The sequence below is a fragment of the uncultured Pseudoflavonifractor sp. genome, from assembly GCF_944387805.1.
Classification (GTDB): Bacteria; Bacillota; Clostridia; order Oscillospirales; family Oscillospiraceae; genus Pseudoflavonifractor.
Genome location: NZ_CALXGI010000033.1, coordinates 1 through 24,651 on the forward strand (window position 1 = coordinate 1; position 24,651 = coordinate 24,651).

A 24,651-nucleotide genomic window follows, 5' to 3' on the forward strand; every position below is an offset into this window, starting at 1 on the left:
TCCAGGCGTTTTCCCGGAGGGGAAAACCCTGATGCGGGGCGGATTTATTCCGCCCCAGCAGATGAAAAAGAGAGAGGAGCCCCGGAGTACGCGTCAGCGTGCTCTGGGGAGGGCCCCACCACGACAGGGCCCATAATATCAAAAATATTCAAGAGAAAACCACCTTTCAAAAAACGCACAGGACCCGTGGGGCCGTCCGGTGCGGAGGAAGAGGAAAATGAAGGGATCAGGCCTGCCAGACCGTTTTCCCCCTGTGAATGGTCTCCAGCACCCGGATGGAGCGGATGTCCATGGGGGCCACTGCCGTTGGATCAGCGGAGAGGACGATGAGGTCGGCCTGTTTGCCGGGGCGGATGGAGCCCAGAGTCTCCTCCCGGAAGTACTGGTAAGCGGCATGGAGGGTGACCGCCCGGAGCGCTGCCATGGGGGACAGCTTCAGCGCCGGGCCCAGGGTTTTCCCCTCCCGGGTCAGGCGGTTGACGGCGCACCACACGGTTTCCAGCATATCGGGCTGAATGACCGGCGTATCCTGGTGGAGGGTGAAGGGAAGCCCCAGTTCCTCTGCCCAGCCCAGGGGGCTGATGGAGGCAGCCCGGTCCGGACCGAAATTTTCCGCGTGGATATCCCCCCAGTACCACAGGTGAGCGGCAAAGAAGGAGGGGATGATACCCAGCTCCTTCATCTCTTCCAGCTGTTCCCGGCGGACCAGCTGGGCGTGGATCATCACCGGCCGGATATCCGCGATTCTGAGGCCGGTCTCCTCCTGGGCGGCCCGGCAGCAGCGGATATACTGCGCCGCCGCCGCGTCCCCGTTGCAGTGGGCCAGCAGCTGCTTGCCCTGAGTGAGGGCGGTGCGGACAAAGCCGGTGACCTCTTCGTCGGTGTAGATGGGGTAGCCGCAATAGCCGGGCTGGTCGGGAGGGTTGGAGGCGTAGGGCTTCAGCATCCAGGCGGTTCTGCCCTGGGGCGAGCCGTCCAGAAAAATCTTATATCCTCCAATGTGGGGCTTGTCAATGAGCGCGAGAGAATTTTTCAGGTCGGCGTACCCCACCGCCTCGGTTTTCAGATGGGCGGCGGAGAGCAGGGCGTACCGCCCGGCGTCGGTGAGGCCGTCCTGGATCAGGGTGACGCCATGGGAGAGGTAGATCTCCTCCGCCCGTTCCACGTTGCGGGCCGCCTGTTCCGGCGAGGGGCCGGGCATGGAAGAGGCCAGACGGATGAAGGCGTTCTCCTCCAGGTAGCCGCTGGGGGTGCGTCCGTCGGCTTCCCGGCCGATTCTGCCCCCCTCCGGGTCGGGGGTGCCGGCCGTAATGTTCAGCAGCTTTAATGCGGCGGAGTTGACCGCTCCCATGTGGCCCGAAGCGTTGGAGATGAGCACCGGGGTTTCGGGGAAGGCTCCGTCCAGAGTGTGCCGGTCGGGCTGAGTACGTTCCGCCAAGACGTTGTGGTCATACCCGAAGCCGATGAGCCACTGGTCCGGGGCCATGCCCCGCGCCTTCTGGAAAGCCAGCAGCAGCCGGGCGATGTCCCCGAAGGAGGCGGCGCTGCCCAGAGGGCACAGGTCCAGGGTGGAGGCCAGGGCGGTCAGATGGCTGTGAGGGTCCAGAAAGGCGGGCATCAGGGTGCGGCCGGACAGGTCCCGCCGTGCGGCGTCCGGAGCCAGGGCCTCCAGTTCCGCCAGCGTCCCCACGGCCCGGATGAGGCCGTCCTCTGTCAGTACCGCCTGGGGTGCGGCTCCGTCCTCCATGGTGAGAATGGTTCCGTTGTAAAAGAGGGCCTGATTCATGATTCACTCCGCCTTCTTATCAATAAATTCCGGTCTGAACTTAGAATATACGATTTTCTGCTCGCTATACAGGCCATAATACCCGGAGAGCATGTAGGACACGGCGCAGGACAGGGCGAAGAGGGGCAGGCCCTGGCCGCCGAAGAGCTCATAGGCCAGGAACAGGGAGGTCATGGGGCAGTTGGTGACGCCGCAGAACACCGACGTCATACCCAGGGCCGCGCCGAAGGAGGCGGGCAGGCCCAGCAGGGGGGCGGCCACGCAGCCGAAGGTGGCGCCGGTAAAGAACACAGGCACAATCTCGCCGCCCTTGAAGCCGGCCCCCAGGGTGACGGCAGTGAAGAGGATTTTCAGCAGAAAGTCCTCAGGCCGGGCCTGGCCGCTGATGGCCCGGGCGATGAGCCCGGCGCCGGCGCCGTTGTAGTCGTAGGTGCCCGGGTTCCACAGCCACACCAGATAGGTAAGGGCGATAACCAGGGCGCCGCCCGCCGCCGCCCGAAGGACGGGGCGGGGGATGAGTTTACTGTACAGCTTGGGGGCCGCGTGCATCACCCGGCAGAACAGGATGGACAGCAGGGCAAAGAGGATTCCCATACACACGCACTGGAGAGCTGTGACTACGCTGAGGGAAGGCACACCGGCGAGGGCATAGGCGGTGGGGGGCACGCCGAAGAAAGCGGCCACGCCCACGCCAACCAGAGAGGCGATGGTGCAGGGGACAATGGCGGCGTAGTACATGACCCCCACGCTCACCACCTCCATGGAGAACACGGCGGCGGCCAGGGGGGTGCCGAAGAGGGCGGAGAAGGCGGCGGACATGCCGCACATGGTGATAACCCGGCTGTCCTTGTCGTCCAGGCCCATCCAGCGGCCGATTTTGGAGGAGATGGAGCCCCCCAGCTGGAGGGCCGCGCCCTCCCGGCCAGAGGAGCCGCCCACCAGGTGGGTGATAACGGTGGCGGCAAAGATCAGCGGCGCGGTGCGCAGGCGGAGGGGTTCGTTCTCCCTCACAGCCACCAGCACAAAGTTGGTGCCCCGGTCCTTCTCCATGCCGCACCAGCGGTAGAGCAGGACGATGAGGGCGCCGCCCGCAGGCAGCAGCCAGAGAATCCAGGGGTATTCCCCCCGCAGTTCGGCGGCGGCGTCAATGGCGAAGTGGAACAGTGTCCCCACACTGCCGCAGACAAGGCCGATGATGCAGGAGAATACCAGCCACTTCGCAAAAATCGCAGGCTGCCTGGCCCAGGCGGGCAGGCGCTCCCGGAGTATCTTCACAGGACATCCCTCACTAAACCAGAATGGCGGAAATTCATAAAAACGGGCCAAAACGGCTGGATTTATAACGCCGCAAGACAGAGACACGCAGGACAGTTCGGGCGGCGGCCCGTTCAGCAGACATCATTATAACATGGGCCGGGCCGATGCGCACCCATTTTGATGAAGAAGGGCGCAGAAAATTGAAAGTGTAAGATTTTTGCAAAAAGTAGTGAATTTTTATCGCAGCTATGATATAATTCTGCGACAAAGGCGGAGACGCCAAACTGTCTGAATATTGTTAGGAGGAATTTCTGTGTCATCGGATCCCATATGGCCCCAATTGCTGCTGCAGCTGGTTCTGATTATGGTCAACGCGTATTTTGCCGCCACGGAGATTGCGGTCATCTCGCTGAATGAAAATATCCTGCGCCGTCAGGCGGAGGACGGCGACAAGAAGGCGGCCAGGCTGCTGAAGATTGTAGAGACTCCTACCCGCTTTCTCTCCACCATCCAGATCGGCATCACCCTGGCCGGCTTCCTGGGCTCGGCCTTTGCGGCGGACAACTTTGCCGGCCGCATCCGGGACTGGGCCGTGGTGAAGTGGCAGCTGGACGCCTCTGCCGCTGCGGCGGTGAATACTCTGGCGGTTGTGATCATCACCATCATCCTCTCCTTCTTCACCCTGGTGCTGGGCGAGCTGGTACCCAAGCGGGTGGCCATGCAGAAGGCGGAGCAGGTGGCCCGGTTTACCTGCGGGGTGGTGTCCGGCCTGGCGGCGGTGATGCGGCCCCTTATCTGGCTGCTGACCGTGTCCACCAACGGCGTACTGCGCCTGCTACATATTGACCCCAACGCCGAGGAGGATCAGGTCTCCGAGGAGGAGATTCGCATGATGGTGGACATCGGCGAGGAGAAGGGGGCTATTGCGTCGGGCGAGAAGGAGATGATTGAAAACATCTTCGAGTTCAACAACATGACCGCTGAGGATGTCATGATTCACCGCACCGACGTGGTAATGCTGTGGGCCAAGGACAGCGATGAGGAGATTATCCGTACCATCCGGGAGACCGGGCTGACCCGGTTTCCGGTCTACGAGGAGGACGCCGATGACGTCATCGGTATCCTGAACACCCGCACCTACCTGCTCAACGCCCGGGAGCCCCACCCCAAAGTCCTCCGGGATCTGCTGACTCCCGCCTACTTTGTGCCTGAGTCCGTGAGGACCGATGTTCTGTTCCGGGACATGCAGACCAAAAAAATCCATATGGCCATTGTGGTGGATGAGTACGGCGGCACCAGCGGCATCATCACCATGGAGGACCTGCTGGAGGAGATTGTGGGCAACATCTATGACGAGTTTGACCCCCAGGACGAGCAGGAGATCATTCCCTGGGGAGAGAATCTGTGGCGTATTGCCGGATCCGCCGACCTGGAGGAGGTGGCCAAGGCCCTGGATGTGGAGCTGCCTGAGGACGAGGAGTACGACACCCTGGGCGGCCTTGTGTTTGCCCAGCTGCCGGTTATCCCCGAGGACGGCAGCCACCCCGAGGTGGACGTGTACGGCCTCCACATCCGGGTGGAGGAACTCAACGACCGCCGGGTGGAGTGGGCCACCGTGTCCAAACTGGAGCCCGCCGCCCAGGAGGAGAAAAAGGCAGAGTGACACAAGAAAAGCAAAAGAGCGCTGCCCCGGATTGTGCGGACAGCGCAAAAAGAACTCTGGTAGGAAATATCAAGGTTTAGTTGGAGAGGCGCCCCGCCGGCGGCGCCTCTCCAGTCTTTCACGGGATGCGCGTATGACTGTAAAAATGGATATGTCGGTCGATGCTCTCGTTCGCCGTGTGGAATGCGGCCGGTTTGCTGCGGCAGATACACTCCGACTTGAGGGTGGAGAAGAAATTTTCCGCCATGACATTGTCATACGGGTTTCCTGTCTTGACATGGAGGGCGTAATGCCATATTGCTGCGTCAGGTTGAATGCGCTTGCGAGGTATGCGGAAACCTCTGGCCGCTGTGGAGATGCAGCTCCGCAGCGGCCCTTTTACCACCTGTTTATCCTGAAAACCTTAGTGCTCCGCAACTTCCCGCTGGGTTTTCCCTTCTGTCACCATCGCCTTGATTTCAGGCAGCAGTGCTTGAACATGTGTACGTTCCCCATAACAGGGCCCCCTGACGCAGTCTGTTTTCCTGCGTCAGGGGGCTCTTTGCCACTGTTCGCTTTGAGTGGTTCTGTCAGATAAGCGTTGACATACCCTTTTTATGCAGAATTACATCAGGAAAAGGGAGAAAATAACGGTAAGAATACCGCAGATACCGATAGCCAGGCCGCTCATGGCGCCTTCAGTCTCGCCCAGCTCCAGGGCCTTGGAGGTGCCCACAGCGTGGGAGCAGGCGCCGATGGCCAGGCCTGCGCCCACCGGGTCCTTGACCCGAAAGAGTCTGATGAGGACCGGAGCCAGGATGCTGCCCAGAATGCCGGTGAGGATAACCGCCACCACAGTGATGGCCTGGATGCCGCCCAGGCTCTGAGAGATGCTGACGGCGATGGGGGTGGTCACCGACTTGGGAATCAGGGAAGCGGAGACGGCCTCATCCAGGAGAAAGAGGCGGCACATGATATAGATGCTGCCCATGGAGGTGATGGAGCCGGCGGTGCAGCCCACCAGGATGGGCAGCCAGTTTTCCTTGAGCAGGCTGATCTGCGTGTAGATAGACACTGCCAGACAGGCCGTGGCGGGGGCCAGGAACATGTTGATGATGGTGCCGCCCTGGTTATAAGACTCATAGGGGATGCGGCACACCAGCAGTACTGCGGAAACCAGCACAATGGCGATAAGCAGGGGATTGCACAGTACCAGGCCGGTCTTTTTCTGAATGCGGACGCCGATCCAGAAGGCGATTACACTCAGAGAGATGCCAAAAAAAGGAGATGCAAAGAGTTCCGCCATCATTTCTTCCTCCGATCCATAAGGTACCTGGTCAGGCGCACCGTGTAGGCTGTGACGGCGAAGGTGAGCAGGGTGCTCACCAGGCAGATAATCAGCAGGGGAACCAGGTTGCTGGCCAGGATATCAAAGTAATTGATGATGCTCACCCCGGCAGGGATGAAGAAAAAGGCCATGTTGGACAGCAAAAAGTCGGACTTCTCACGGATGTGATCCACCTTCAGACAATGAACCAGCAGCAGGATGAGCAGCAGAACCATGCCGATGACACTGGCGGGGAAGGGGAAGGGAAGAATGGCCTCCACCATCTGGCTAATCCAGCAGATGGTGAAGATAATGGCGATCTGACAGATAATTTTCACGGCGTTCGCCTCCGGGGAATATATGTTTCCGTCCGCTGACGGAATCCGGTTTTTGATTCTAGAACCTTTGGAAGCGTTTGTCAAACCAAGATTAGCGGCGTTTTTTCCCCGCGAATTATACAGAATGCGCAAAAGCCGCCCGTACTCTTTCAGGCGGGATGGAAGCATGGTATAATCAGGCCATATGTGAAAGCGAACGCCGCACCCGCCGGAGCGGTGAAATTGCATCGGGCCCGGAAGACAGGGAAAGGAGCGGGAGCATGGAGAAGCAATACGGCGTGATGAACACCCAGGGGGAGCCGGACTGGTCCGCCATTCCGGTGGGGCGGGTGAAGTGCCCCTGCTGGGGCACCACCTATACCCCTGAGACTACCTTTCAGTGCGCCTACGCGCCGGGGAAAGCGCTCTATATCCGCATGGAATGCCGGGAATCAGAGCCGCTGGCCCGATGCCGGGAGCAGGACGGCAGGGTGTGGTTTGACAGCTGCATGGAGGCGTTCCTGGCCCCGGCACGGGAGGGGAGCTACATGAACCTGGAGTGCAACAGCATTGGAACCCTGCTCTGCTCCGCCGGCAGCGAGCGGTACGTCCGGCAGAACCTGGCGGAGAGCGGCCTGCCCCGGCCCGCCGCCCGCTGCCGCGTGGAAAAGGACTGGTGGGAGCTGCGCCTGGAGGTGGCCGCCGAAACCCTGCGGGGCCTGTGGGGGATGGAGCTGGCGCCCGGAGGCACGCTGTATGCAAACTTCTACAAGTGCGGCGACGAGACCGAGCAGCCCCATTTCCTCAGCTGGAGCCCTGTCGATCTGCCGGAGCCCAATTTCCATGCGCCGGAATTTTTCGGCGTACTGAAGCTGCTGTGAGCGCTGGAGGAGTTGTCTGGAACTCCGGAGAATACAGCAGAGGAATATCATAAAAATACTCCCAGCTTATCGGAGTGTGCGATCCGATAAGCTGGGAGTATTTGCTGCCAAAGAGAAATGGGGCGGCAATAAACGAGACGTTTATTTTTCCCGCTGCTGGAGCTGAAGCCGGTCAGCGATCATGGCGATGAACTCGCTGTTGGTGGGCTTGCCTTTGGCGTTGGAGACGGTGTAGCCGAAATACTTCTAGCCCTTGCGGCTCAATGCTTACAGCGGATTTTATACAGCAAAAATAGTAGCTAAGTTTTGAAAATTTATTGCTCAGTTTATTGCTATACACTCAGAGATTTATTGGATTATCTGCATTCATTATATTCTACCTTAGAGGCTAAATCAAGAAGGAGATATGCTGATATAGATAAGAATAACTAAATCTACTTAATTGAAATACCGGTTGATTTTTGGACTAAAATGGTTCTAAGCATATTTCTATATCTACTACATTAAGTCTCAAAATCGAGCGGGATTAATAGACAAAATAGTAATTAATGAAAGGGCAGACGGATTAACCATCTGCCCTCTCTAAATGTATATTGAGTATAGACTGTGACCTTTATAAACTTTTGAATCGTTATTCTTTGGGAGAACTATTTTCTTTATCACTTTCCGTAAATTCATACCCACATTCCCAGCATTTTGCCCTATCCTTTGGCTGCTTGGTATGACATTTCGGACAGATAATTACCCAATCGGGTTGATGGTACTCTTTGCTGCTATCAGCATCAGAATTGGAACTAGATGTATCTTTACATGAGGAGAGCATAAATATTCTCTTGGCTTACGTTCATTTGGAAGCTGCCGTATTTTTGCCATAGGATTTTGCATTCCCGTATTATCTGCGAACCATGTAAAGAAAGCACTTAAATTGCGAATATAATTGTTGATTGTTGTGACGCTTACGGGGTTTCGATAGTCCCTTCTCCGTTCAGGATAATTTGTCTGTCTTCTATCTTCCGAAATACAGAAACTATATTTACCTCGCACCTGTAAATCACAGATATAATGTCTTATTGTCTGAGGGCGGACGTCTTCAATGCGCTCAAGGCCTTCCTGCTCATGTGTCCAGCGTTCAAAAAGCCGTAATGTCTGTTCATAGCTTGCCATTGTTTTGGGCCGCAGACGGCGACTCTGACAGTAGTAGAGATATTCATCAATGTAGTCCCCAAATTTCCTTTGTACAGCCTTCGATTTTCTCATAAAAAACACTCCCAGTTTATCGAATAAGATAACCCGATAAACTGAGAGTGTTTATTGCTGTAATCAAAAAAGTTTATTGCAATAAAATCTGAATTTCATTTCGTGTTTTGCTGTGTTTATCGCTATAAAACCAAATTTATCCATCCTTGAAACCGTTGGGGTCCAAAGGATAGAGGGCAGTCATTTTTCTCGCTGCTGGAGCTGAAGCCGGTCGGCGATCATGGCGATGAACTCGCTGTTGGTGGGCTTGCCCTTGGCGTTGGAGACGGTGTAGCCGAAATACTTCTGGAGGGTCTCCAGGTCGCCCCGGTCCCAGGCTACCTCAATGGCGTGGCGGATGGCACGCTCCACCCGGGAGGCGGTGGTGTTGAACCGCTTGGCTACCTCGGGGTAGAGCACCTTGGTGACGGCGTTGATCACATCCATGTCCTGCACCGCGATGATAATGGCCTCCCGCAGGTATTGGTAGCCCTTGATATGGGCGGGAACGCCAATCTCGTGGATAATAGCGGTAACTGTGCTCTCCAGGCTCTGCTCTTTTGCGGCGGTCTGGGCGGACTCCTCCTGGCTGGGCTGGATCAGCGCCGAGAGCTGGCGGATACGCTCAGCGGCGGTGGTCATGCGGCAGGGCTTCATCAGATAGTAGTCCGCGCCCGCTGTGGCGGCGTGCGCAGCCACTGCGCCGCTGGCAAAGCTGGAGATGACCAGCACCCGGGGCCGGGGTATCAGAGCGGCCAGCTCAGAGAGTACCTCCAGTCCGTCCATCCGGGTGAGAACCAGGTCCATGGCCACCACGTCCGGCCCGAGCTCTTTTGCCAGGCGAATGGTCTCCTGTCCGTCTCCGGTGGAGGCGATGACCTCCATATCGGGTTCCTCGCTGAGCGCGTCGTTGAGCAGGCTGCGGAATTCCTCTCCTGCGTCCGCAGTCAGAATCCTGATTTTATTCTCCATGTCCATATCCTTTCCAAGCGTGTGCTTGATGAGATAGCGCCGCGGGCCAGATGTCATTACCGGTTGGCTATAATTTACCATAAATAGACAGCGAGTGCAAGAGTAAAATGGAAATAAATGGATAAAAACGATTCGACTTTTCTCGACCGCAGAAGTCGAATGGACGGGGCAGAACAGAGAAAAGGGCGGATTCAGGCCGTCAGCGGGCGGGGCGCAGCACGCCGCAGATGTACTTCCGCTCCACCTGACCGGTGCACCAGACCCCATTGTCCGACACGCCGAAGGAAATTCCGTCGGCGGCCATGGCGCGGGCGTCGATTTTCAGTACCACAGGAGCCTGCCGCCAGCGGCGGGCGGACTGCCATGCCTTGGACTCATCAGCCTGCATATGGACAGCGTGACGGGACATGCGGGAGATATGCCCGCTCTCCTGAATGGCGTGCCATGCCCGCTCCGTAGTACCATGGTACAGATAGGCAGGGGGAGCGGCGGGGGTCAGCTCAGGTTCTACCCAGGGAATGGAGTGACCCTGGCAGGCCTTGATCCGGCTCTTGTCCGGGCTGAACCGGTAGCGCCCTTTGCTATCCGCGGCCACAAGCTGCTCCAGCTGAGGCATGGTGAGAGAGTACTGCCCGCCCTGATTGACGTTCTCAATCAGCTGTGCGGTGCTGACCCAGCCGCGGCGGTCCATATCCAGTCCGGCGTCCTCGGGGGCGTGCCGCAGCAGGCGGCAGAGATAGATGGATAGTTTGGCTTCCTGGCCCATAGCGCGTCCCTCCCGGAGCCGCGCAAACTCTGCCTGCGCGGAATAACTTTACATAATATTTTCCATATTGTAACATAGGCCGGACTTCCGGTCAATCGAAAACAGAGGGGAGGACGAAAACTGTTTCTCGCCGTTTTTACGAGGGCGCTCTCCTGTCCCGTGATTGCTATTTCCCTGTTCCGGCGCTTATAATATGGCCAGAACCTGGCGGCCGCCATGGATTCCAAACGACAAGCAAGGCAATTCTGGAAAAGGAGTTATGATGGAACTGGAGCTTGGAAATAAAATCAAACGGCTTCGCCTGCAAAAAGGCGTTACTCAGGACACCCTGGCCAAGGCGCTGAACGTGTCCTATCAGACGGTGAGCAAATGGGAGAACGGAGCCTCCATGCCGGACATTCAGCTGCTCCCTGATATTGCGGTCTATTTCGGCTGCACCATTGACGACCTCTTTGACCTGTCGGAGCAGGCGCAGTTTGAACGGATTGAACATATGCTTGAAATGCAGGAGACATTGAGCGCCGAAGAATTCCGTCAGACTGAGGTATTTCTGAAGGGAAGGCTGGACGGGAAGGAGCGTAAAAGCGACGCCCTGCGGCTGTTGTCCAGCTTGTTCAACCACAAGGCTGACGAGCTGAGAAAAACGGCGGAATTCTACGCAAAGGAGGCGCTGGAGCTGGCGCCGGCAGAGAAGGAAAATCACTGCAATCTTCAGAGGGCCCAGGAGGGGACGGTTCCGGACTGGGACTGGGCAAACCACAGCAGGCGCATCGCATACTATCAGCAGTTTGTGCGGAAAAATCCCGTCTATCTGGGGGGATACCTGTGGCTGCTGGACGAGCTGATTGCGGACGGCCGTCTGGAGGAGGCCTCGGAAGTTTTGGAAAATGTGCGCCGGCTGGACAACAGCTGCCGGGTCCCCTTTTACCAGGGTAAAATTACCTGGCAGAGTGGGAAGCACCAAGAGGCGGAAGCCATCTGGCGTCAGATGCTGGAGGATTACAGCAGCGACTGGCTGGCCTTTGCCTGCATGGCGGACGCCATGGCATACGCCTGCCGCTACGACGAGGCGATCCGCTATTACAGGCGGGCGCAGGAGCTGCAGCCGTCCCCCAAGTATATTGACGCCCAGATGACCGCAGCCCATATCTATGAGATACAGGGAAAGTACGCGGACGCCGTGGAGAGCCTGAAAGAGGAACTGGAAATTCTGCAGAATGAATGGAATATCACTGAGGGCCGGGATGTGGAACACATTCACAGGGAGATAGACAGGCTGCGCCAGGCCGCAGCCCAAAGCGCCGGAGCATGAATCATACATAGAGAGCGCCTGCCGCGGAACCAATATTCCGCGGCAGGCGCTCTCTATGCGCTGGCTTTCATATGATGTGTTATGACTGCTGTGCCGCCTCCAGCATGTTCTCCGCCAGGATACCGTAGCCCTGCGTGGGGTCGTTGACCAGCACGTGGGTTACTGCGCCCACCAGCCTGCCGTTCTGAAGGATGGGGCTGCCCGACATGCCCTGGACAATGCCGCCGGTGGCCTCAAGCAGACGGGGATCTGTGACCTTGAGCATCAGATTCCGTGGGTCGCCGTCGTTTTCCGGATAGATACGGGTGATCTCCACCGTGTATTCCTCCACCTGATCCCCGGCAATATTGGAGAGAATGGTAGCCTCGCCCACCTGAACCTGATCCCGGGAGGCCAGCTCCACCGGCTGGAGGCCCTCGGTCAGCTGGCTGTCGGTCAGGTGGCCGAAGATACCCTGCTGGGTGTTGGCGTAGAGGTCGCCCATGTCCTGAGAGACCTGGAAGGCCCCGTGGAGCTCGCCGGGATTGCCCGATTCTCCCTTCTTTACGTCCGTTACCTCGGCGTACATGATGGAGCCGGAGGACAGAGGCATGAGCAGGGCGGTGTCCACGTCGCTGATGCCGTGACCCAGGGCGCCAAACACCCCGGACGCCGGGTCGTAGAAGGTCATGGTGCCGATGCCGGCCATGGAGTCCCGAATCCAGGCTCCCAGCTTATAGGTGCCGTCTGTGCTGCACTGGACGGCCTGAACGGTCATCTGCAGCTCCTTTTCCCCACGGAGGCAGCGGATGCTCATCTGGCGGTCTCCTACCTCCTGAAGGATCTCCCGAACCTCCTCAATGGTGTCCACTTCCTCGCTGTTGATATGGGTGATGATGTCCCCCTCCTGTAGGCCGCAGTCTTTGGCGGGCGCCTGGGCTCCCTGCTGAGTGGAGATCTCCGACAGCCCCACCACCACAACGCCGTCGGAGAACAGCTTGATGCCCACCGCCCGGCCCAGCGGGATCACGGTGCGCACTGTTTCAGCGGACGGCTGCGCTCCGCCGCCAAAGCTCCAGACCTCCAGAGCGTCCTCTCCCGGCCCGGCCGCCGCCGCAGGCGCCGGGGCAAAAGAGAGCAGCCCGGCCGCCGCCAGGCAGACAGCCAGGAGCCGCAGCGCAGCCGTCCCGCGGTGCCCACGTTCTTCCTCCTTCATAAAACCACCTCTCTAGCAAAAATAAAAAACCGGCGGGCATTGCTGCTCCGCCTCTCTTAATATGGCCCTGTTTTGCGTAAAAACAGCTTGAGTTTGCTGCCAAAGTAACACAGAGCTGGATACCGGAAAAGACCAATGCCCACCGCTCCGGCGCTTCCGGGAAAAAGAGTTCCAGCATTTGAAAGAATTCCAAAATGCGGAATATAATGCGCCGGGAGAGAAATAGAGATTGCAGCGTCAGACAAATTGAATTACAATAATAGAAATAAAACTGTGAGTCATATATGGTTCAAGCGGGAGCATCATCGCAAAAAAGTACCAATTTAAATGATAATATTACAGCGGTGCCGGCGCGGACAGCAGTATAATAAAATAAATCAGGGATCAGGATTCACCGCGGAACCACCGGGTGCAGAGGCGCTGAATATCTGTCCTATGCCGTTCCAACGTGCGTCGCCGCCAGAGAAGACGAAGCGGGCAGGGAAGACCACGCCGCGGCCCGAGAGGAAGGGCGGCAGCCTGTTTTTCGCCGGGGAAATGGCCGTTATGGGGAGCGGGGGGTGCGGAAAATGGAGAGGCATACAGGCAGAGAGAAGGAGCACCTGTTTGATTTTGAGGTGGCGCGGGAGACAGTGGAATCCTTTTCCGCCGCCTGCGGCGTCAGCTGCGCAGTACTGAACCGGGAAGGAGAGGTGCTGTTCAAAACCAGTGTGGGCAGTGAGGGATGCAGCGCCTGCCGCGCCATCATGGCCAGCCATGGCCTGCCCTTCCGCTGCGGCAAACTCCATCTGTACGGCGCGGCCCAGGCTGAGCGGTTCGGCGGGCGGTATATCTACTTCTGCCCTTCGGGACTGGCCTACTTTGCCTCCCCAATTATGGCGGGTGGACAGGCGGTTGGAGCCCTGGTAGGCGGCCCGGCCCTGATTATGGATGTAGAGGACTATGCAGCCGGCGAGCCCAGGTCATGGCAGGGCCTGCCGGCAGAAGAGCGTTCCGCACTGTGTGCCGCGCTGGAGTGCTCGCCCGCCATGGAGCCAGCCCGGCTCTCCCATATGTCAACCCTCCTTTTTGCCGCCGCTGTCTATGTGGGAGACAACAGCACCGAGCTTCTCGCCCACAGGGAGGAGACTGCCCAGCAGCAGGATATTGGCGTATATATTCAGCAGCTCAAGCTGAAAGGCGCGGCCAAGAATTACCCGCTGGCCAAGGAGCGCGAGCTGGTTCACGCCATCACAGAGGGGGATCAGCCCACTGCCCGGCGGCTGCTCAATGAGCTGCTGGGTCACATTCTCTTTTCCACCGGTGGAGACTTTCGCCTCATGCGCGCCAGGGCGCTGGAGCTGATGGTGGTGCTGTCCAGGGCGGCGGTGGACGGCGGAAGTGATCAGAACATGATTTTTGACATGAACTGCCGGCATCTCAACGAGATTGACCATCTCCGCACCGCAGAGGACCTGGTGCTGTGGCTGACCAAGGTAACAGAGCAGTTTGTAAACTCGGTGTTCTGCCTGGTGGATGTAAAACATAAGGACGTTATCTATAAGGCCATTGAATATCTAAAGCGCAGATGCCATGAAAAAGTGACGCTGGAGGAAACTGCCGGGTATGTGGGGTTGTCCGCCTCCTACTTCAGCAGGGTGTTCAAAGAGGAGATGGGGGAGACCTTCAACAACTATCTCGGCGAGCTGCGCATCTCCAAGAGCAAGGCCATTCTGCTCACCACAAATGCGTCCATTGCGCAGATCTGCGGGTGGTGCGGCTTTGACGATCAGAGCTATTTTACCAAGGTGTTTAAAAAATATACCGGCGTTACGCCGGGGCGGTTCCGAGCGCGGCGGAGCCGGCTGGAGACAGCAAAGGAGCGGAGCACCGGACAGAGCGGCGCAAAAAACAGCGCAAAAAAGGGAAAAAGACGGCAAAGGTGAGCGCGCCCAGCAATACTCCCCTGTGCACAAGGGCGGGGCCGAATGATGCAGGCGGCCGCAGTCAGGCCAATAATGAAAAACAAAAAAGGCTTCCGGAAATAATTATTTCCGGAAGCCTTTTTCTGTACTGCATGTATTGCGATATGTAAGCCTGCCCTCAGGCGTACTTTTTCACAACGGCGGCCATGTCGTCCCAGGCCTTCTCCATGTCGGACACCAGCTTGAACTGAGTCCGGCAGCGGTCCAGGTTCTGGCCCTCCCGGTGGGTGGCAAAATAGTGGTCGCCCTCCAGGTAGTCGGTGAGGAAGCGGATGCCGCACTCCAGGGTCATCAGCTTGGCGCCCCAGGGCAGGTACTCCAGCTCGGCGGGGGTCAGGCTGCCGGCGCAGCCGGTGAGGAAGCCCCGGGTGTAGGCCTCGAAGAGGCCCAGGTCGAAGTTGACCTTGGACAGGTCCCGCTCGTCCTCGGCGGAGTGGTTGGCGCCGAAGCGGATGGAGTCGCCGAAGTCGTTGATGGCCAGGCCGGGCATGACGGTGTCCAGGTCGATGACGCAGATGCCTTTGCCGGTCTTGCGGTCAATGAGCACGTTGTTGAGCTTGGTGTCGTTGTGGGTGACCCGCAGGGGCAGCTTGCCCTCCCGCAGAGCGGACATGGCCACGGAGCAGTCAGCCTCATAGGCCAGGACAAAGTCGATCTCGGGCTGCACGTCCTTGGCGCGGCCCATCACGTCGGCCTCCAGGGCCTTCTTGAAATTGGCAAGGCGGTTCTCAGTGTCGTGGAAGCGGGCGATGGTCTCGTACAGGGTGTCGGCGGGGTAGTCCTTCAGCTGGTGCTGGAAGCGGCCGAAGGCCAGGGCGGAGGCCTCGAAAAGCTCGGGGGTCTCGGCGGCCTGGAGGCAGACGGTGTCCTCGATAAAGGGGAACACCCGCCAGGCCCGGCCCTCACTGTCGGTGAAATAGCTCTTGCCGTCCCGGGTGCGCAGCACGGTAAGGGTCTCCCGGTCGGGGTCGCCGCCCTCGGCGGCAATGACCTTGCGCAGGTAGTCGGTGACGCCCACAATGTTGGACATCAGCTGATCCGGGCGGGAAAAGGCGGCGTTGGATACCCGCTGGAGGATGAAGCGCACGCAGTCGCCCTCGGGCGGCTGGGTGTGGACGCAGAAGGTGTCGTTGATGTGGCCCTTGCCGAAGCGGACGGCTCCCACCAGGGGCGCGCCGAAGTCGTAGGCGGCCAGGGCCTCCTGGAGATGCAGCTCAGCAGTATTGGACATGGTCTCTTATTCCTCCCAAAGTTTCTCAGGGTACAGGCCGGATTCGGTCATGGCGCGGATGGCAGCCACAACAACGGGTTTGTCCTCCTTGTAGGTCACGCCGTACCACTTGTCGTGGCTGCGGAGCACCTCTACCCGGGCCTTGCCCTCGGCGATGAGCTGGCTTACCACGCTGGGCAGGAAGTACTCGCCCTTGATGGGGTTGTTCTTGAGGGCGTCGTCCAGGAAGGCGGGGAACCGGGCCCAGGCCTCATCCAGATAGCTGCGGGTGAAGCCCCACAGGTTCATGGACACGATGGTGTCCCCGGGCAGGTCGGTCCAGGTTTTGCCCTCGTCCTCGGTGTACCGGGGGCAGGTCTCGCCCTTCTCAATGCGGGTGCGCTCAGTGACGCTCACCAGCTCATGGCTGGCGTTCTCCACGCACACGCCCCGGGCCACATGGCCGTTCTCGGTGACGGTGTTTTCCAGCAGGTAGCCCACCATGGCGTACTGGTATACGCCGTCCTTGTCGGGGTGGTCCACCAGATAGTTGTAGATCTCACGGAAACCCTCAGGGCCGTAGTAGTCGTCGGCGTTGATGACGGCAAAGGGGCCGTCCACCACGTGCCGGGCGGCCAGGGCGGCCTGGGCGGTGCCCCAGGGCTTCACCCGGCCCTCGGGGACAGAGTAGCCCTCGGGCAGGTCCTCCTTGAGCTGGTAGACGTACTTCACGTCCATCACCTTGCTCAGGCGGTCGCCAATGCCGGCCTTGAAGTCGGCCTCAATCTCCGGCTTGATGACAAAGACCACGGTCTCAAAGCCGGCCCGCTTGGCGTCGTAGATGGAGTAGTCGATGATGAGTTCGCCGTGGGCGCCCACAGGGTCCAGCTGCTTGAGACCGCCATACCGGCTGCCCATACCGGCGGCCATAACCACAAGAACGGGTTTCTTCATAATGAATATCCTCCTCTATGCTCCTCAATCAAGTTCGTTCCGCAGCAGAATCTCCCCGGCGGGGAGGAGGGGCGCTCAGCCCTTATAGCCGTTGGGGTTCATGGACTGCCACTTCCAGCTGGAGGCGCACATGTCCTCAATGCCGTACTGGGCGACCCAGCCCAGCTCATCCCGGGCCTTGGTGGGGTCGGCATAGCAGATGGCAATGTCGCCGGGACGGCGGGGGTCAATCACATAGGGCAGGGTCTTGCCGCAGGCCTTCTCATAGGCGTGGAGCACCTCCAGAACGGAGTAGCCCTTGCCGGTGCCCAGGTTGCACACGAACAGGCCGCAGTTGGTGGCCAGCTTCTTCAGCGCGGCCACATGGCCCCTGGCCAGGTCCACCACATGGATATAGTCCCGCACGCCGGTGCCGTCGGGGGTGGGGTAGTCGTTGCCGAAGACGTGGAGCTTCTCCAGCTTGCCCACGGCCACCTGGGCGATATAGGGAACCAGGTTGTTGGGAATGTCGTTGGGGTCTTCGCCGATGAGGCCGGACTCATGGGCGCCGATAGGGTTGAAGTACCGCAGCAGGGCCACGTTCAGGGTGGGGTCGGCGGCGCAGATGTCGGTGAGGATGCGCTCCAGGAAGAGCTTGGTGGTGCCGTAGGGGTTGGTGGTGCCGCCGGTGGGGAAGTCCTCGCGGATGGGCACGGTGGCGGGGTCGCCGTACACGGTGGCGGAGGAGGAGAACACGAAGTTCTTCACGCCGTGGCGGCGCATGGCGTTGAGAAGAACCAGGGAATTGACCAGGTTGTTGGTGTAGTACTCCAGGGGCTTCTGGACGCTCTCGCCCACGGCCTTCAGCCCGGCGAAGTGGATAACGGCGTCGATGTCGGGATACTGCTTGAAGAGGGCCTCCACCTCGTCAGGGTTGCACAGCTCGGCTTTGACGAAGGGAATCTTCTTGCCCACAATCTTCTCCACCCGGCGAATGGACTCCTCGCTGGAGTTGCACAGGTTGTCGGCCACCACGATGTCGTAGCCGGCCTGGATGAGTTCAACACAGGTGTGACTGCCGATGTAACCGGCGCCGCCGCTGACCAGAATAGACATAAAAAGCACTCCTTTTCATTTATAATTGTTTCACTGTCCACATTGTAATCGCGGGCAGGCGGAAATGGAATAGACAGTTCCCCACAATATTTACACAAAAGGGTTGCCGCTCCTGACAGAGTGCACGATACTTGCAGAATCGTCCCCAATTGCGCGCCAGTTTTAATGCCCGCCGCCGCCGGGGCGGGTTTTGCCCGCCAGGATTTTTACGCTGGAGGCGTATTCGCTGGGGGTCATGCCGGAGACTTTTTTGAAGTGGCGGGAGAAGTAGTAGATGGACTGATAGCCCAGCGCGGCGGCAATCTCGGTAAAGTTGCGGCTGCCCTCCCGGATCATCTCCTTGGCGCGGGCAATCTTCAGCTTGCCGAAGTATTCCATGGCGCCGCCGCCGGTGTGCTCCCGGAAAACCTGCTGCAGCCGGCTGCGGCCCACCAGATTGTCCCGGCAGACCTCCTCCAGAGTGAGACTGCGGCCCAGGTTGGAGCGCAGGTAATCTGTGACCTTGTCGAAGAGCTCCTCCCGGCCCCGGGCGCGGATCAGGCTGGTGGGCGGCGGCGCGGCGGCGCCATCCCGGCGGAGGAGGGAGATGAGCAGGGCCTCAATGGCGACGCCCAGCAGCTGCTCGGCGCCGAAGGGAGCGTCCGGACTGCGCTCCATGGCGGTGGTGGTGGGGTCGTCCAGCGGGGTGGAGAAGGCGGCGGCGCCCTCCTCCACAATGCGGGCCATCAGAGCCCGCTCCACGTCTCCGGCGGTGTCCACCCGCCCCTCAAAGCGGGACATGTCCGGTCCGTCACAGCAGAAGCTGACCACCACCAGATTGGGCGCCGAGGTGCCGGTGGCCCGGAGCGCGTGAAACTCACCGGGGGCGTGAAAGATAAGCTGCCCGCGGGTCATACGCAGCTGGCGATCCCCTGCCAGCACGTCCAGCTCGCCCTTGTCCACGTAGAGAAACTCCCAGAAGTCATGGCGTTCCCCCTCAAAGTAGTAGTCGCTGGAGTATTCAAAGTAGTGCACGGTCACCACCCGGTTTACCTGAATGGGCCGGTTCAGCGTGACGGGATAAAAGGCCATGGACGCTCACCTCCCGGGAAAAATGGTTAGGAAGAACGCTGCTGCTTGGACTGCTTGCGATACTCCATGGGGCTGATACCCTCCAGCTTTCGGAAGCTCTGGGAGAAGTAGCTGGGGGATGAGAAGCCCAGCATGTGGGCGATCTGGCTCAAAGAGTGGTCGGTCTCGCCCAGCAGGTGCTTGCTCTCGGCAATCCGCCTGGAGATTAGATAGTTGATGGGAGAGATGCCGAACTCCCGGGAAAAGGTGTGCACCAGATAGTATTTGTTCACATGGGCCACCTCGGCCAGCCTGTCCAGGGAAATGCTCTCTTTAAAATGGCTGTCAATATAGCGCCGCACAGAGGTGCACTCTTTGCTGGTGCGGGCTTCCGGAGCGGTGGGAGTCAGGGAAAAATCAGTGCGGCGCATCAGGCGAACCACCAGCACCTCCAGCAAATCCTGGCACACCAGATCGTATCCGCTGGCCTTGTTTTCAATCTCGGTGAGCATGGCACGGAGGTAATAGAGGGTGTCCTCCCGTCCGCCGCCGCAGTTAATGAGGCGGTAACGGTCGTCTCCGTTTTCTCCGGCCGCAAACTCCAGACCCTCTACGCCCATAACAATGTATTCCAGCGGGTTGGCGTTGTAGCTGACCTCGGTGTGCTCCACATTGGGATTGACAATCACCATATCGTCCACCGATACGGAGAGGGTGAGTTCTTCAATCTGGAACTTTCCCATGCCGCCTACTACGTAAAAAATCTCGGTGCAGGCATGGGTGTGGAGCAGACTGTGCCAGTCTCCGCCGTACTTGGCGGTGCTTACATACAGAAGCCGGGTGGAGGAGCGGTCCAGGGGAGCGACGCCGCCCTTGCCCAGATCATATCGGCTGTTACTCATGTAAAACCATCTCACTTCAATACTTTAACGTAATTTTATAGATATTGCGCAGAAAAGGGACCACAGATCGCATACCATTATAAATCATGGAGAACGATTGTGCAATCTGAAAAAAATGCTTTTTTTGAAGAAGCGAAAAATGTTAAATATTTTTAACTGTGTGAAAAACACTTTAATGGCAGAAGTACTTATGCACAAAAATGGCACTTGATTTTTGAGCTTATTATCAAAAATATATTAAAAAGCAATATATATAAAATTCAAGGCAAGAATAGCATTGATATCCTGCCGGGAACCTGTATACTAAAGCTATCAAGAGGCGTGCAAACGCCCCGCAAGCAGTCAAAAGGGAAACTTTATCAGGAGGTTATAAGGAAATGAAACTGAAGAAGCTCACAGCTCTCGGCCTGACTCTCGCGCTCTCCGCTTCGCTCCTTGGCGGCTGCGCCAACAATACCCCCGGCGGCGACGCCAACACCCCTGCCCCCAGCGGCAGCCAGTCCGGCGGCGAGCCCGCCGCCACGGAGACCATCAAGGTGGCCGCCATCGAGACCAGCTACGGCACCGATGTGTGGCAGCAGGTTGCCGACGCCTTCACCGAGCAGACCGGCATTGAGGTCGAGCTGACCGTGGACAAGAAGCTGGAGGACGTCATCGGACCCGCCATGCAGGGCGGCGAGTACCCCGACGTGATTCACCTGGCCACCGGCCGTGAGGCTGGCCTGACCGAGCAGTTCATCAAGGACCACAACATCGCCGAGATCACCGACGTGCTCTCCATGACCGTTCCCGGCGAGGACGTGACCGTGGGCGAAAAGATCATCCCCGGCTTCGTCAACGACAGCTCCATCACCAACCCCTACGCCGACGGCAAGACCTACCTGGCTCCCATGTTCTACTCCCCCTGCGGCCTGTTCTACAACAAGGGCCTGTTCGAGGAGAAGGGCTGGGAGGTTCCCACCACCTGGGACGAGATGTGGGAGCTGGGCGACAAGGCCGCTGCTGAGAGCATCTCCCTGTTTACTTACCCCACCACCGGCTACTTTGACGCCTTCTTCTACGCTCTGATGTACGAGGCCGGCGGCGAGGATTTCTTCTTCGATGCCACCCACTACGCCGAGGGCATCTGGGACACCCCCGAGGCCCAGGCTGCGTTTGATACCGTCGCCAAGCTGGCCACCTACACCAACCCCATCACCCCCGCCCAGGCCAACGATCAGGACTTCACCCAGAACCAGCAGCTGGTGCTGGACAACAAGGCCCTGTTCATGCCCAACGGCACCTGGATCGTGGGCGAGATGGCTGAGGCTCCCCGCGCTGAAGGCTTCGAGTGGGGCATGACCGCTCTGCCCGCGCTGACCGAGGGCGGCGACCGCTACAGCTACACCTTCTTCGAGCAGATGTGGATCCCCGCCGGCGCTGAGCACATCGACGCCGCCAAGCAGTTCATTGCCTTCATGTACAGCGACACCGCCGCTGACCTGTTCGCCGCCGCCGGCGCCGCTCAGCCTGTCACCGGTATTGTGGATCAGCTGACCGGCGACAACCAGATCTTCTACGGCATCTATGACGACGGCGCCAAGGCCGCCCTGGGTTCCTTCGCTTCCTACAAGTCCGTGGCCGGTCTGGGCACCGTCCGCGAGGTGTTCTTCGACCCCGTGAACTCCCTGGTGTCCGGCTCCATGACTGAGCAGGAGTGGATCGACAGCATCAAGGCAGCCAGCGACCAGATGCGTGCCAACATCCAGTAATTGATACCTGACTATAACTGAATAATCAGGATTCAGGACAGCGGGGGACGATGAGTAGCGGGCTGCTCATCGTCCCCCTTGCTCTCCGGTGTGTGTCGTTGCGAATCCGGCCATAGCCGGCGCGGAAAGGAGCTGAGCGTGTGAAAAGAAACAAGGGACGCAGCCGTTTTATTGCGCTGTGTGTGGCCCCTGCGGTTATCCTCTTTGTCATCTTCATGATTATCCCCACCATCAATGTCTTTCGCATGTCCCTTTTTGAGAGAGGCGCCTACTCTCCCACGGAGACCTTTGTGGGCTTTGCCAACTTCAAGGCCCTCATCAACGACTCTCTGTTTATCCGTTCCATACAGAATACCATCCTGCTTATCGTGGTGGTTACCATGGTAACCTTCGCCTTCGCCCTGGTGTTTGCCGGGATTCTCACCCGGGAGAATGTGAAAGGGAAGAACCTGTTCCGGGTGATCTTCTACATCCCCAACATTCTCTCCGTGGTGGTTATCTCCGGTATTTTCTCCGCTATTTATAAGCCTGAGAACGGCATGCTCAACAGCCTGCTGTCCATGATTACCGGTCAAACCGTGACTGTTCTCTGGAAGGACGAGCCCCTGGTTATGGTGAGCATCATCATCGCCATGGTGTGGCAGGCCATCGGCTACTACATGGTCATGTACATGGCTTCCATGGCCAGCGTGCCCCAGAGCCTGTATGAGTCGGCCAGCCTGGACGGCGCAGGCCGGGTCAAGCAGTTCTTCCAGATCACCATCCCCCTGATCTGGACCAACATCCGCACCACCCTGACCTTCTTTATCATCTCCACCATCAATATGGCCTTCCTGTTCGTCAAGGCCATGACCTCCGGCGGCCCCAACGGCGCCAGCGAGGTGGCCCTGAGCTACATGTACGGACAGAAGGACGCCGGCCTGTACGGCTATTCCATGGCCATCGGCGTGGTGGTCTTCCTGTTCTCCTTTGCCCTGTCGGCTCTGGTGAACCGGGCTACCAAGCGCAAGCCGCTGGAATTCTGAGAGAGGAGGGACTGCAATGAAGGAAAAGCGTGCCGGCAAAGCTGGCGATAGGATCTATAAAATCTTTATCTATGTGGTGCTGATTGCACTGGCTGTGTGTATCCTGGTGCCTGTGGCGTGGGTGTTCATGGCGTCCATCAAGCAGAACAGCGAGTTCTACGGCAATCCCTGGTCCCTGCCTCTGGGCTTCCACTGGCAGAACTTCGTGGACGCGTGGAACACGGCCAGGATGGGCGACTACATGCTCAACTCCGTGATTGTGACCGTGCTGGCCCTGGCCATCCTGCTGGTGGTGGCCCTGCCCGCTGCCTACTGCCTGTCCCGGTTCCACTTCCGCGGCCGGAAGTTCCTGAACACCGCCTTCATGGCCGGATTGTTCATCAACGTCAACTATATCGTGGTGCCCATCTTCCTGATGCTGCGTGACGGCGACACCGTCCTGAAGAACATCTTCGGCAGCGGTTTCCTGCTCAACAACATCGTGGTGCTGGCCATCGTATACGCCGCCACAGCCCTGCCCTTTACCATCTACCTCCTGTCGGGCTACTTTGCTACCCTGGCCCACGACTACGAGGAGGCCGCCTACATCGACGGCGCCGGCTATGGCAAGACCATGATTCAGATCATTTTCCCCATGGCCCAGCCCTCCATCGTGACCATCATTCTCTTCAACTTCCTGTCCTTCTGGAACGAGTACATCATCTCCATGACCCTGATGAGCTCTGCCAACGGCGCCAAAACTCTGCCCGTGGGCCTGCTGAACCTGATGCAGGCACAGCAGTCTGCGGCGCAGTACGGCATCATGTACGCCGGCCTGGTGATGGTCATGCTGCCTACCCTGATTCTTTATATCTGCGTGCAGAAGAAGCTGATCCAGGGCATGACCGTGGGCGGACTGAAAGGTTAAGGTGAGGACATGAAATTCTGGAAAGAGCACATGCCCCTGCGGGTGAGCCTGATCGCGATTTTTGTGGTGGCCGGCCTGGCTCTGGTCATCGGCGGCTGGAAGATGACCGGGCAGCTGGCCGGCCTGGGCATCATGCTGATTGGCCTGGTGCTGCTGCTGACCGCCCTGCTCCTCTACAATAAGCCCTTTGAGGAAGCCAAGGACAAGAAGAACAAGAAATCCAAATAAGCGGAGGAACAGACATGAGCGAGTTTGATCGGAAGCACGGGCGGGTGACCATCCCCACAGACGTGGACGTGGTGCCCGAGACCCTGGAGATACTCAAGCGCTGGGGCGCGGACGCCATCCGAGACTGCGACGGCACCGACTACCCCGAGGCGCTGAAGAGCGTGGACGCCAAGGTGTACTCCACCTACTACACCACCAGGAAGGACAACGCCTGGGCCAAGGCCAATCCGGATGAGGTGCAGCAGTGCTACATCATGAGCGGATTTTACCCCGCCACGGAGGGGACCCTGTCCATCCCTCTGATGAAGGGCATCAGCGATGAGCTGATGAAGGTGAACACCCGGGACGACATCAAGCGCTGGTGGGAGGTCATCGACCGTACCAGCGGCCAGGTTGTGGACACCGCCAACTGGGACTACGACGAAAATACCGGCTGCGTTGTCATCAGGAACGTGGAGAAGTACCACGATTACACGGTGAGCTTCCTGGCCTACCTTATCTGGGACCCGGTACATATGTACAACGCCGTGACAAACAACTGGCAGAACTTCGAACACCAGATTACCTTCGACGTGCGCCAGCCCAAGACCCATAAATACACCATGGAGCGGCTGCGCAAGTTTATCGCGGAGCATCCCTATGTGAACGTCATTCGCTACACCACCTTCTTCCATCAGTTTACCCTGATATTTGATGAGCTCAAGCGTGAGCGGTATGTGGACTGGTACGGCTACTCCGCCTCCGTGTCCCCCTACATTCTGGAGCAGTTCGAGAAGGAAGTGGGCTACAGGTTCCGTCCCGAGTACATCATCGACCAGGGCTACTACAACAACCAGTACCGTGTGCCCAGCAAGGAGTTCAGGGACTTCCAGGC

Annotated in this window: 23 protein-coding genes and 1 pseudogene; 9 read left to right on the plus strand and 15 right to left on the minus strand. The window is 58.7% G+C overall.

Translation table 11 applies throughout. The annotated features are described in order from the left end of the window. Window positions 1-226: 226 nt before the first annotated feature. Entirely contained in the window at window positions 227-1,786 is a 1,560-nt protein-coding gene (locus tag Q0K06_RS08890; RefSeq protein WP_294551353.1) for an amidohydrolase, read from the minus strand. Between the two features lie 3 nt (window positions 1,787-1,789). Further along, window positions 1,790-3,061, minus strand: coding sequence for a chloride channel protein (locus Q0K06_RS08895; RefSeq protein ID WP_294551356.1), 1,272 nt, complete (start codon window positions 3,059-3,061; stop codon window positions 1,790-1,792). A 295-nt stretch (window positions 3,062-3,356) separates the two neighbouring features. Between Q0K06_RS08895 and Q0K06_RS08900 the strand changes: the two genes are divergently transcribed. Further along, window positions 3,357-4,706, plus strand: coding sequence for a hemolysin family protein (locus tag Q0K06_RS08900; RefSeq protein WP_365925281.1), 1,350 nt, complete (start codon window positions 3,357-3,359; stop codon window positions 4,704-4,706). Between the two features lie 118 nt (window positions 4,707-4,824). On the opposite strand, the gene Q0K06_RS13935 is transcribed toward Q0K06_RS08900, so the two are convergent. From Q0K06_RS13935 to Q0K06_RS08910, 3 genes are all read right to left on the minus strand, one after another. Beyond that, entirely contained in the window at window positions 4,825-5,091 is a 267-nt protein-coding gene (locus tag Q0K06_RS13935; RefSeq protein ID WP_365925284.1) for an integrase core domain-containing protein, read from the minus strand. A 219-nt stretch (window positions 5,092-5,310) separates the two neighbouring features. Then, window positions 5,311-5,991, minus strand: a complete 681-nt coding sequence (locus Q0K06_RS08905) for an LrgB family protein (RefSeq protein ID WP_294551358.1) — start codon at window positions 5,989-5,991, stop codon at window positions 5,311-5,313. Continuing rightward, window positions 5,991-6,350 carry a CidA/LrgA family protein gene (locus Q0K06_RS08910; protein WP_294551360.1) on the minus strand — a complete coding sequence of 120 codons (360 nt, stop codon included), beginning with the start codon at window positions 6,348-6,350 and terminating at the stop codon, window positions 5,991-5,993. Before Q0K06_RS08910 ends, Q0K06_RS08905 begins: the two co-directional genes overlap by 1 nt. Window positions 6,351-6,610: 260 nt before the next feature. On the opposite strand from Q0K06_RS08910, the gene Q0K06_RS08915 reads away from it, so the two are divergent. After that, complete coding sequence (locus tag Q0K06_RS08915) at window positions 6,611-7,210, plus strand: carbohydrate-binding family 9-like protein (protein WP_294551362.1); 600 nt, start codon at window positions 6,611-6,613, stop codon at window positions 7,208-7,210. A 141-nt stretch (window positions 7,211-7,351) separates the two neighbouring features. Here Q0K06_RS08915 and Q0K06_RS08920 read toward each other — a convergent pair. From Q0K06_RS08920 to Q0K06_RS08935, 4 genes and pseudogenes are all read right to left on the minus strand, one after another. Further along, window positions 7,352-7,456 (minus strand): annotated as a pseudogene (locus tag Q0K06_RS08920) (sporulation initiation factor Spo0A C-terminal domain-containing protein); the annotation flags it as partial. Between the two features lie 495 nt (window positions 7,457-7,951). Next, window positions 7,952-8,467, minus strand: a complete 516-nt coding sequence (locus Q0K06_RS08925; RefSeq protein ID WP_294551363.1) for a site-specific integrase — start codon at window positions 8,465-8,467, stop codon at window positions 7,952-7,954. A gap of 180 nt (window positions 8,468-8,647) precedes the next feature. Beyond that, window positions 8,648-9,418 carry a sporulation transcription factor Spo0A gene (gene spo0A / locus Q0K06_RS08930; protein ID WP_294551365.1) on the minus strand — a complete coding sequence of 257 codons (771 nt, stop codon included), beginning with the start codon at window positions 9,416-9,418 and terminating at the stop codon, window positions 8,648-8,650. Between the two features lie 199 nt (window positions 9,419-9,617). Next, window positions 9,618-10,184, minus strand: a complete 567-nt coding sequence (locus tag Q0K06_RS08935; protein WP_294551367.1) for an RNA 2'-phosphotransferase — start codon at window positions 10,182-10,184, stop codon at window positions 9,618-9,620. Window positions 10,185-10,443: 259 nt separating this feature from the next. Between Q0K06_RS08935 and Q0K06_RS08940 the strand changes: the two genes are divergently transcribed. Beyond that, a complete protein-coding gene (locus Q0K06_RS08940; protein WP_294551369.1) occupies window positions 10,444-11,496 on the plus strand; it encodes a helix-turn-helix domain-containing protein in 1,053 nt (350 codons plus the stop codon). A 79-nt stretch (window positions 11,497-11,575) separates the two neighbouring features. Here the strand turns inward: Q0K06_RS08940 and spoIVB are convergent, their stop codons facing one another. After that, window positions 11,576-12,691: a SpoIVB peptidase gene (spoIVB, locus tag Q0K06_RS08945; protein WP_294551371.1), complete on the minus strand. Its 1,116-nt coding sequence runs from the start codon at window positions 12,689-12,691 to the stop codon at window positions 11,576-11,578. 569 nt (window positions 12,692-13,260) lie between these two features. Between spoIVB and Q0K06_RS08950 the strand changes: the two genes are divergently transcribed. Continuing rightward, window positions 13,261-14,616: a PocR ligand-binding domain-containing protein gene (locus tag Q0K06_RS08950; RefSeq protein WP_294551374.1), complete on the plus strand. Its 1,356-nt coding sequence runs from the start codon at window positions 13,261-13,263 to the stop codon at window positions 14,614-14,616. A 157-nt stretch (window positions 14,617-14,773) separates the two neighbouring features. Here Q0K06_RS08950 and Q0K06_RS08955 read toward each other — a convergent pair whose 3' ends face one another. From Q0K06_RS08955 to Q0K06_RS08975, 5 genes are all read right to left on the minus strand, one after another. Further along, window positions 14,774-15,886, minus strand: coding sequence for an aminoglycoside phosphotransferase family protein (locus tag Q0K06_RS08955; RefSeq protein WP_294551376.1), 1,113 nt, complete (start codon window positions 15,884-15,886; stop codon window positions 14,774-14,776). 6 nt (window positions 15,887-15,892) lie between these two features. Next, window positions 15,893-16,819, minus strand: coding sequence for a sugar phosphate nucleotidyltransferase (locus Q0K06_RS08960; protein ID WP_294551378.1), 927 nt, complete (start codon window positions 16,817-16,819; stop codon window positions 15,893-15,895). A 75-nt stretch (window positions 16,820-16,894) separates the two neighbouring features. Further along, window positions 16,895-17,914 carry a UDP-glucose 4-epimerase GalE gene (gene galE / locus Q0K06_RS08965; protein ID WP_294551380.1) on the minus strand — a complete coding sequence of 340 codons (1,020 nt, stop codon included), beginning with the start codon at window positions 17,912-17,914 and terminating at the stop codon, window positions 16,895-16,897. 162 nt (window positions 17,915-18,076) lie between these two features. Next, complete coding sequence (locus Q0K06_RS08970; protein WP_294551381.1) at window positions 18,077-18,985, minus strand: AraC family transcriptional regulator; 909 nt, start codon at window positions 18,983-18,985, stop codon at window positions 18,077-18,079. 26 nt (window positions 18,986-19,011) lie between these two features. Then, window positions 19,012-19,866 carry a helix-turn-helix domain-containing protein gene (locus Q0K06_RS08975; protein WP_294551382.1) on the minus strand — a complete coding sequence of 285 codons (855 nt, stop codon included), beginning with the start codon at window positions 19,864-19,866 and terminating at the stop codon, window positions 19,012-19,014. Between the two features lie 377 nt (window positions 19,867-20,243). Between Q0K06_RS08975 and Q0K06_RS08980 the strand changes: the two genes are divergently transcribed. From Q0K06_RS08980 to Q0K06_RS09000, 5 genes are all read left to right on the plus strand, one after another. Beyond that, on the plus strand, window positions 20,244-21,617 hold the full coding sequence (locus tag Q0K06_RS08980; RefSeq protein ID WP_294551383.1) for a carbohydrate ABC transporter substrate-binding protein: 1,374 nt from the start codon (window positions 20,244-20,246) through the stop codon (window positions 21,615-21,617). A 140-nt stretch (window positions 21,618-21,757) separates the two neighbouring features. Further along, window positions 21,758-22,642, plus strand: coding sequence for a sugar ABC transporter permease (locus Q0K06_RS08985; protein ID WP_294551385.1), 885 nt, complete (start codon window positions 21,758-21,760; stop codon window positions 22,640-22,642). Window positions 22,643-22,658: 16 nt separating this feature from the next. After that, the gene (locus tag Q0K06_RS08990) at window positions 22,659-23,549 is read left to right on the plus strand and encodes a carbohydrate ABC transporter permease (RefSeq protein ID WP_294551387.1); all 891 of its coding nucleotides are present in this window, start codon (window positions 22,659-22,661) and stop codon (window positions 23,547-23,549) included. A 9-nt stretch (window positions 23,550-23,558) separates the two neighbouring features. After that, window positions 23,559-23,777, plus strand: a complete 219-nt coding sequence (locus Q0K06_RS08995) for a hypothetical protein (protein ID WP_294551389.1) — start codon at window positions 23,559-23,561, stop codon at window positions 23,775-23,777. 14 nt (window positions 23,778-23,791) lie between these two features. Further along, window positions 23,792-24,651, plus strand: an 860-nt coding sequence (locus Q0K06_RS09000; RefSeq protein WP_294551391.1) for a 1,3-beta-galactosyl-N-acetylhexosamine phosphorylase N-terminal domain-containing protein, incomplete at its 3' end; no start/stop codon positions are given.

What these genes read in the sequence shown, in the direction of transcription:
- Q0K06_RS08905 (WP_294551358.1), bottom strand. Translation starts at nt 5,991, where the DNA reads ATGGCGGAACTCTTTGCATCTCCTTTTTTTGGCATCTCTCTGAGTGTA.
- Q0K06_RS08990 (WP_294551387.1), top strand. Translation starts at nt 22,659, where the DNA reads ATGAAGGAAAAGCGTGCCGGCAAAGCTGGCGATAGGATCTATAAAATC.
- Q0K06_RS08950 (WP_294551374.1), top strand. Translation starts at nt 13,261, where the DNA reads ATGGAGAGGCATACAGGCAGAGAGAAGGAGCACCTGTTTGATTTTGAG.
- Q0K06_RS08960 (WP_294551378.1), bottom strand. Translation starts at nt 16,819, where the DNA reads ATGAAGAAACCCGTTCTTGTGGTTATGGCCGCCGGTATGGGCAGCCGG.
- Q0K06_RS08940 (WP_294551369.1), top strand. Translation starts at nt 10,444, where the DNA reads ATGATGGAACTGGAGCTTGGAAATAAAATCAAACGGCTTCGCCTGCAA.
- Q0K06_RS08995 (WP_294551389.1), top strand. Translation starts at nt 23,559, where the DNA reads ATGAAATTCTGGAAAGAGCACATGCCCCTGCGGGTGAGCCTGATCGCG.
- spo0A (WP_294551365.1), bottom strand. Translation starts at nt 9,418, where the DNA reads ATGGAGAATAAAATCAGGATTCTGACTGCGGACGCAGGAGAGGAATTC.
- Q0K06_RS08955 (WP_294551376.1), bottom strand. Translation starts at nt 15,886, where the DNA reads ATGTCCAATACTGCTGAGCTGCATCTCCAGGAGGCCCTGGCCGCCTAC.
- Q0K06_RS08980 (WP_294551383.1), top strand. Translation starts at nt 20,244, where the DNA reads ATGAAACTGAAGAAGCTCACAGCTCTCGGCCTGACTCTCGCGCTCTCC.
- Q0K06_RS08935 (WP_294551367.1), bottom strand. Translation starts at nt 10,184, where the DNA reads ATGGGCCAGGAAGCCAAACTATCCATCTATCTCTGCCGCCTGCTGCGG.
- Q0K06_RS08890 (WP_294551353.1), bottom strand. Translation starts at nt 1,786, where the DNA reads ATGAATCAGGCCCTCTTTTACAACGGAACCATTCTCACCATGGAGGAC.
- Q0K06_RS08915 (WP_294551362.1), top strand. Translation starts at nt 6,611, where the DNA reads ATGGAGAAGCAATACGGCGTGATGAACACCCAGGGGGAGCCGGACTGG.
- Q0K06_RS08925 (WP_294551363.1), bottom strand. Translation starts at nt 8,467, where the DNA reads ATGAGAAAATCGAAGGCTGTACAAAGGAAATTTGGGGACTACATTGAT.
- spoIVB (WP_294551371.1), bottom strand. Translation starts at nt 12,691, where the DNA reads ATGAAGGAGGAAGAACGTGGGCACCGCGGGACGGCTGCGCTGCGGCTC.
- galE (WP_294551380.1), bottom strand. Translation starts at nt 17,914, where the DNA reads ATGTCTATTCTGGTCAGCGGCGGCGCCGGTTACATCGGCAGTCACACC.
- Q0K06_RS08975 (WP_294551382.1), bottom strand. Translation starts at nt 19,866, where the DNA reads ATGAGTAACAGCCGATATGATCTGGGCAAGGGCGGCGTCGCTCCCCTG.
- Q0K06_RS08970 (WP_294551381.1), bottom strand. Translation starts at nt 18,985, where the DNA reads ATGGCCTTTTATCCCGTCACGCTGAACCGGCCCATTCAGGTAAACCGG.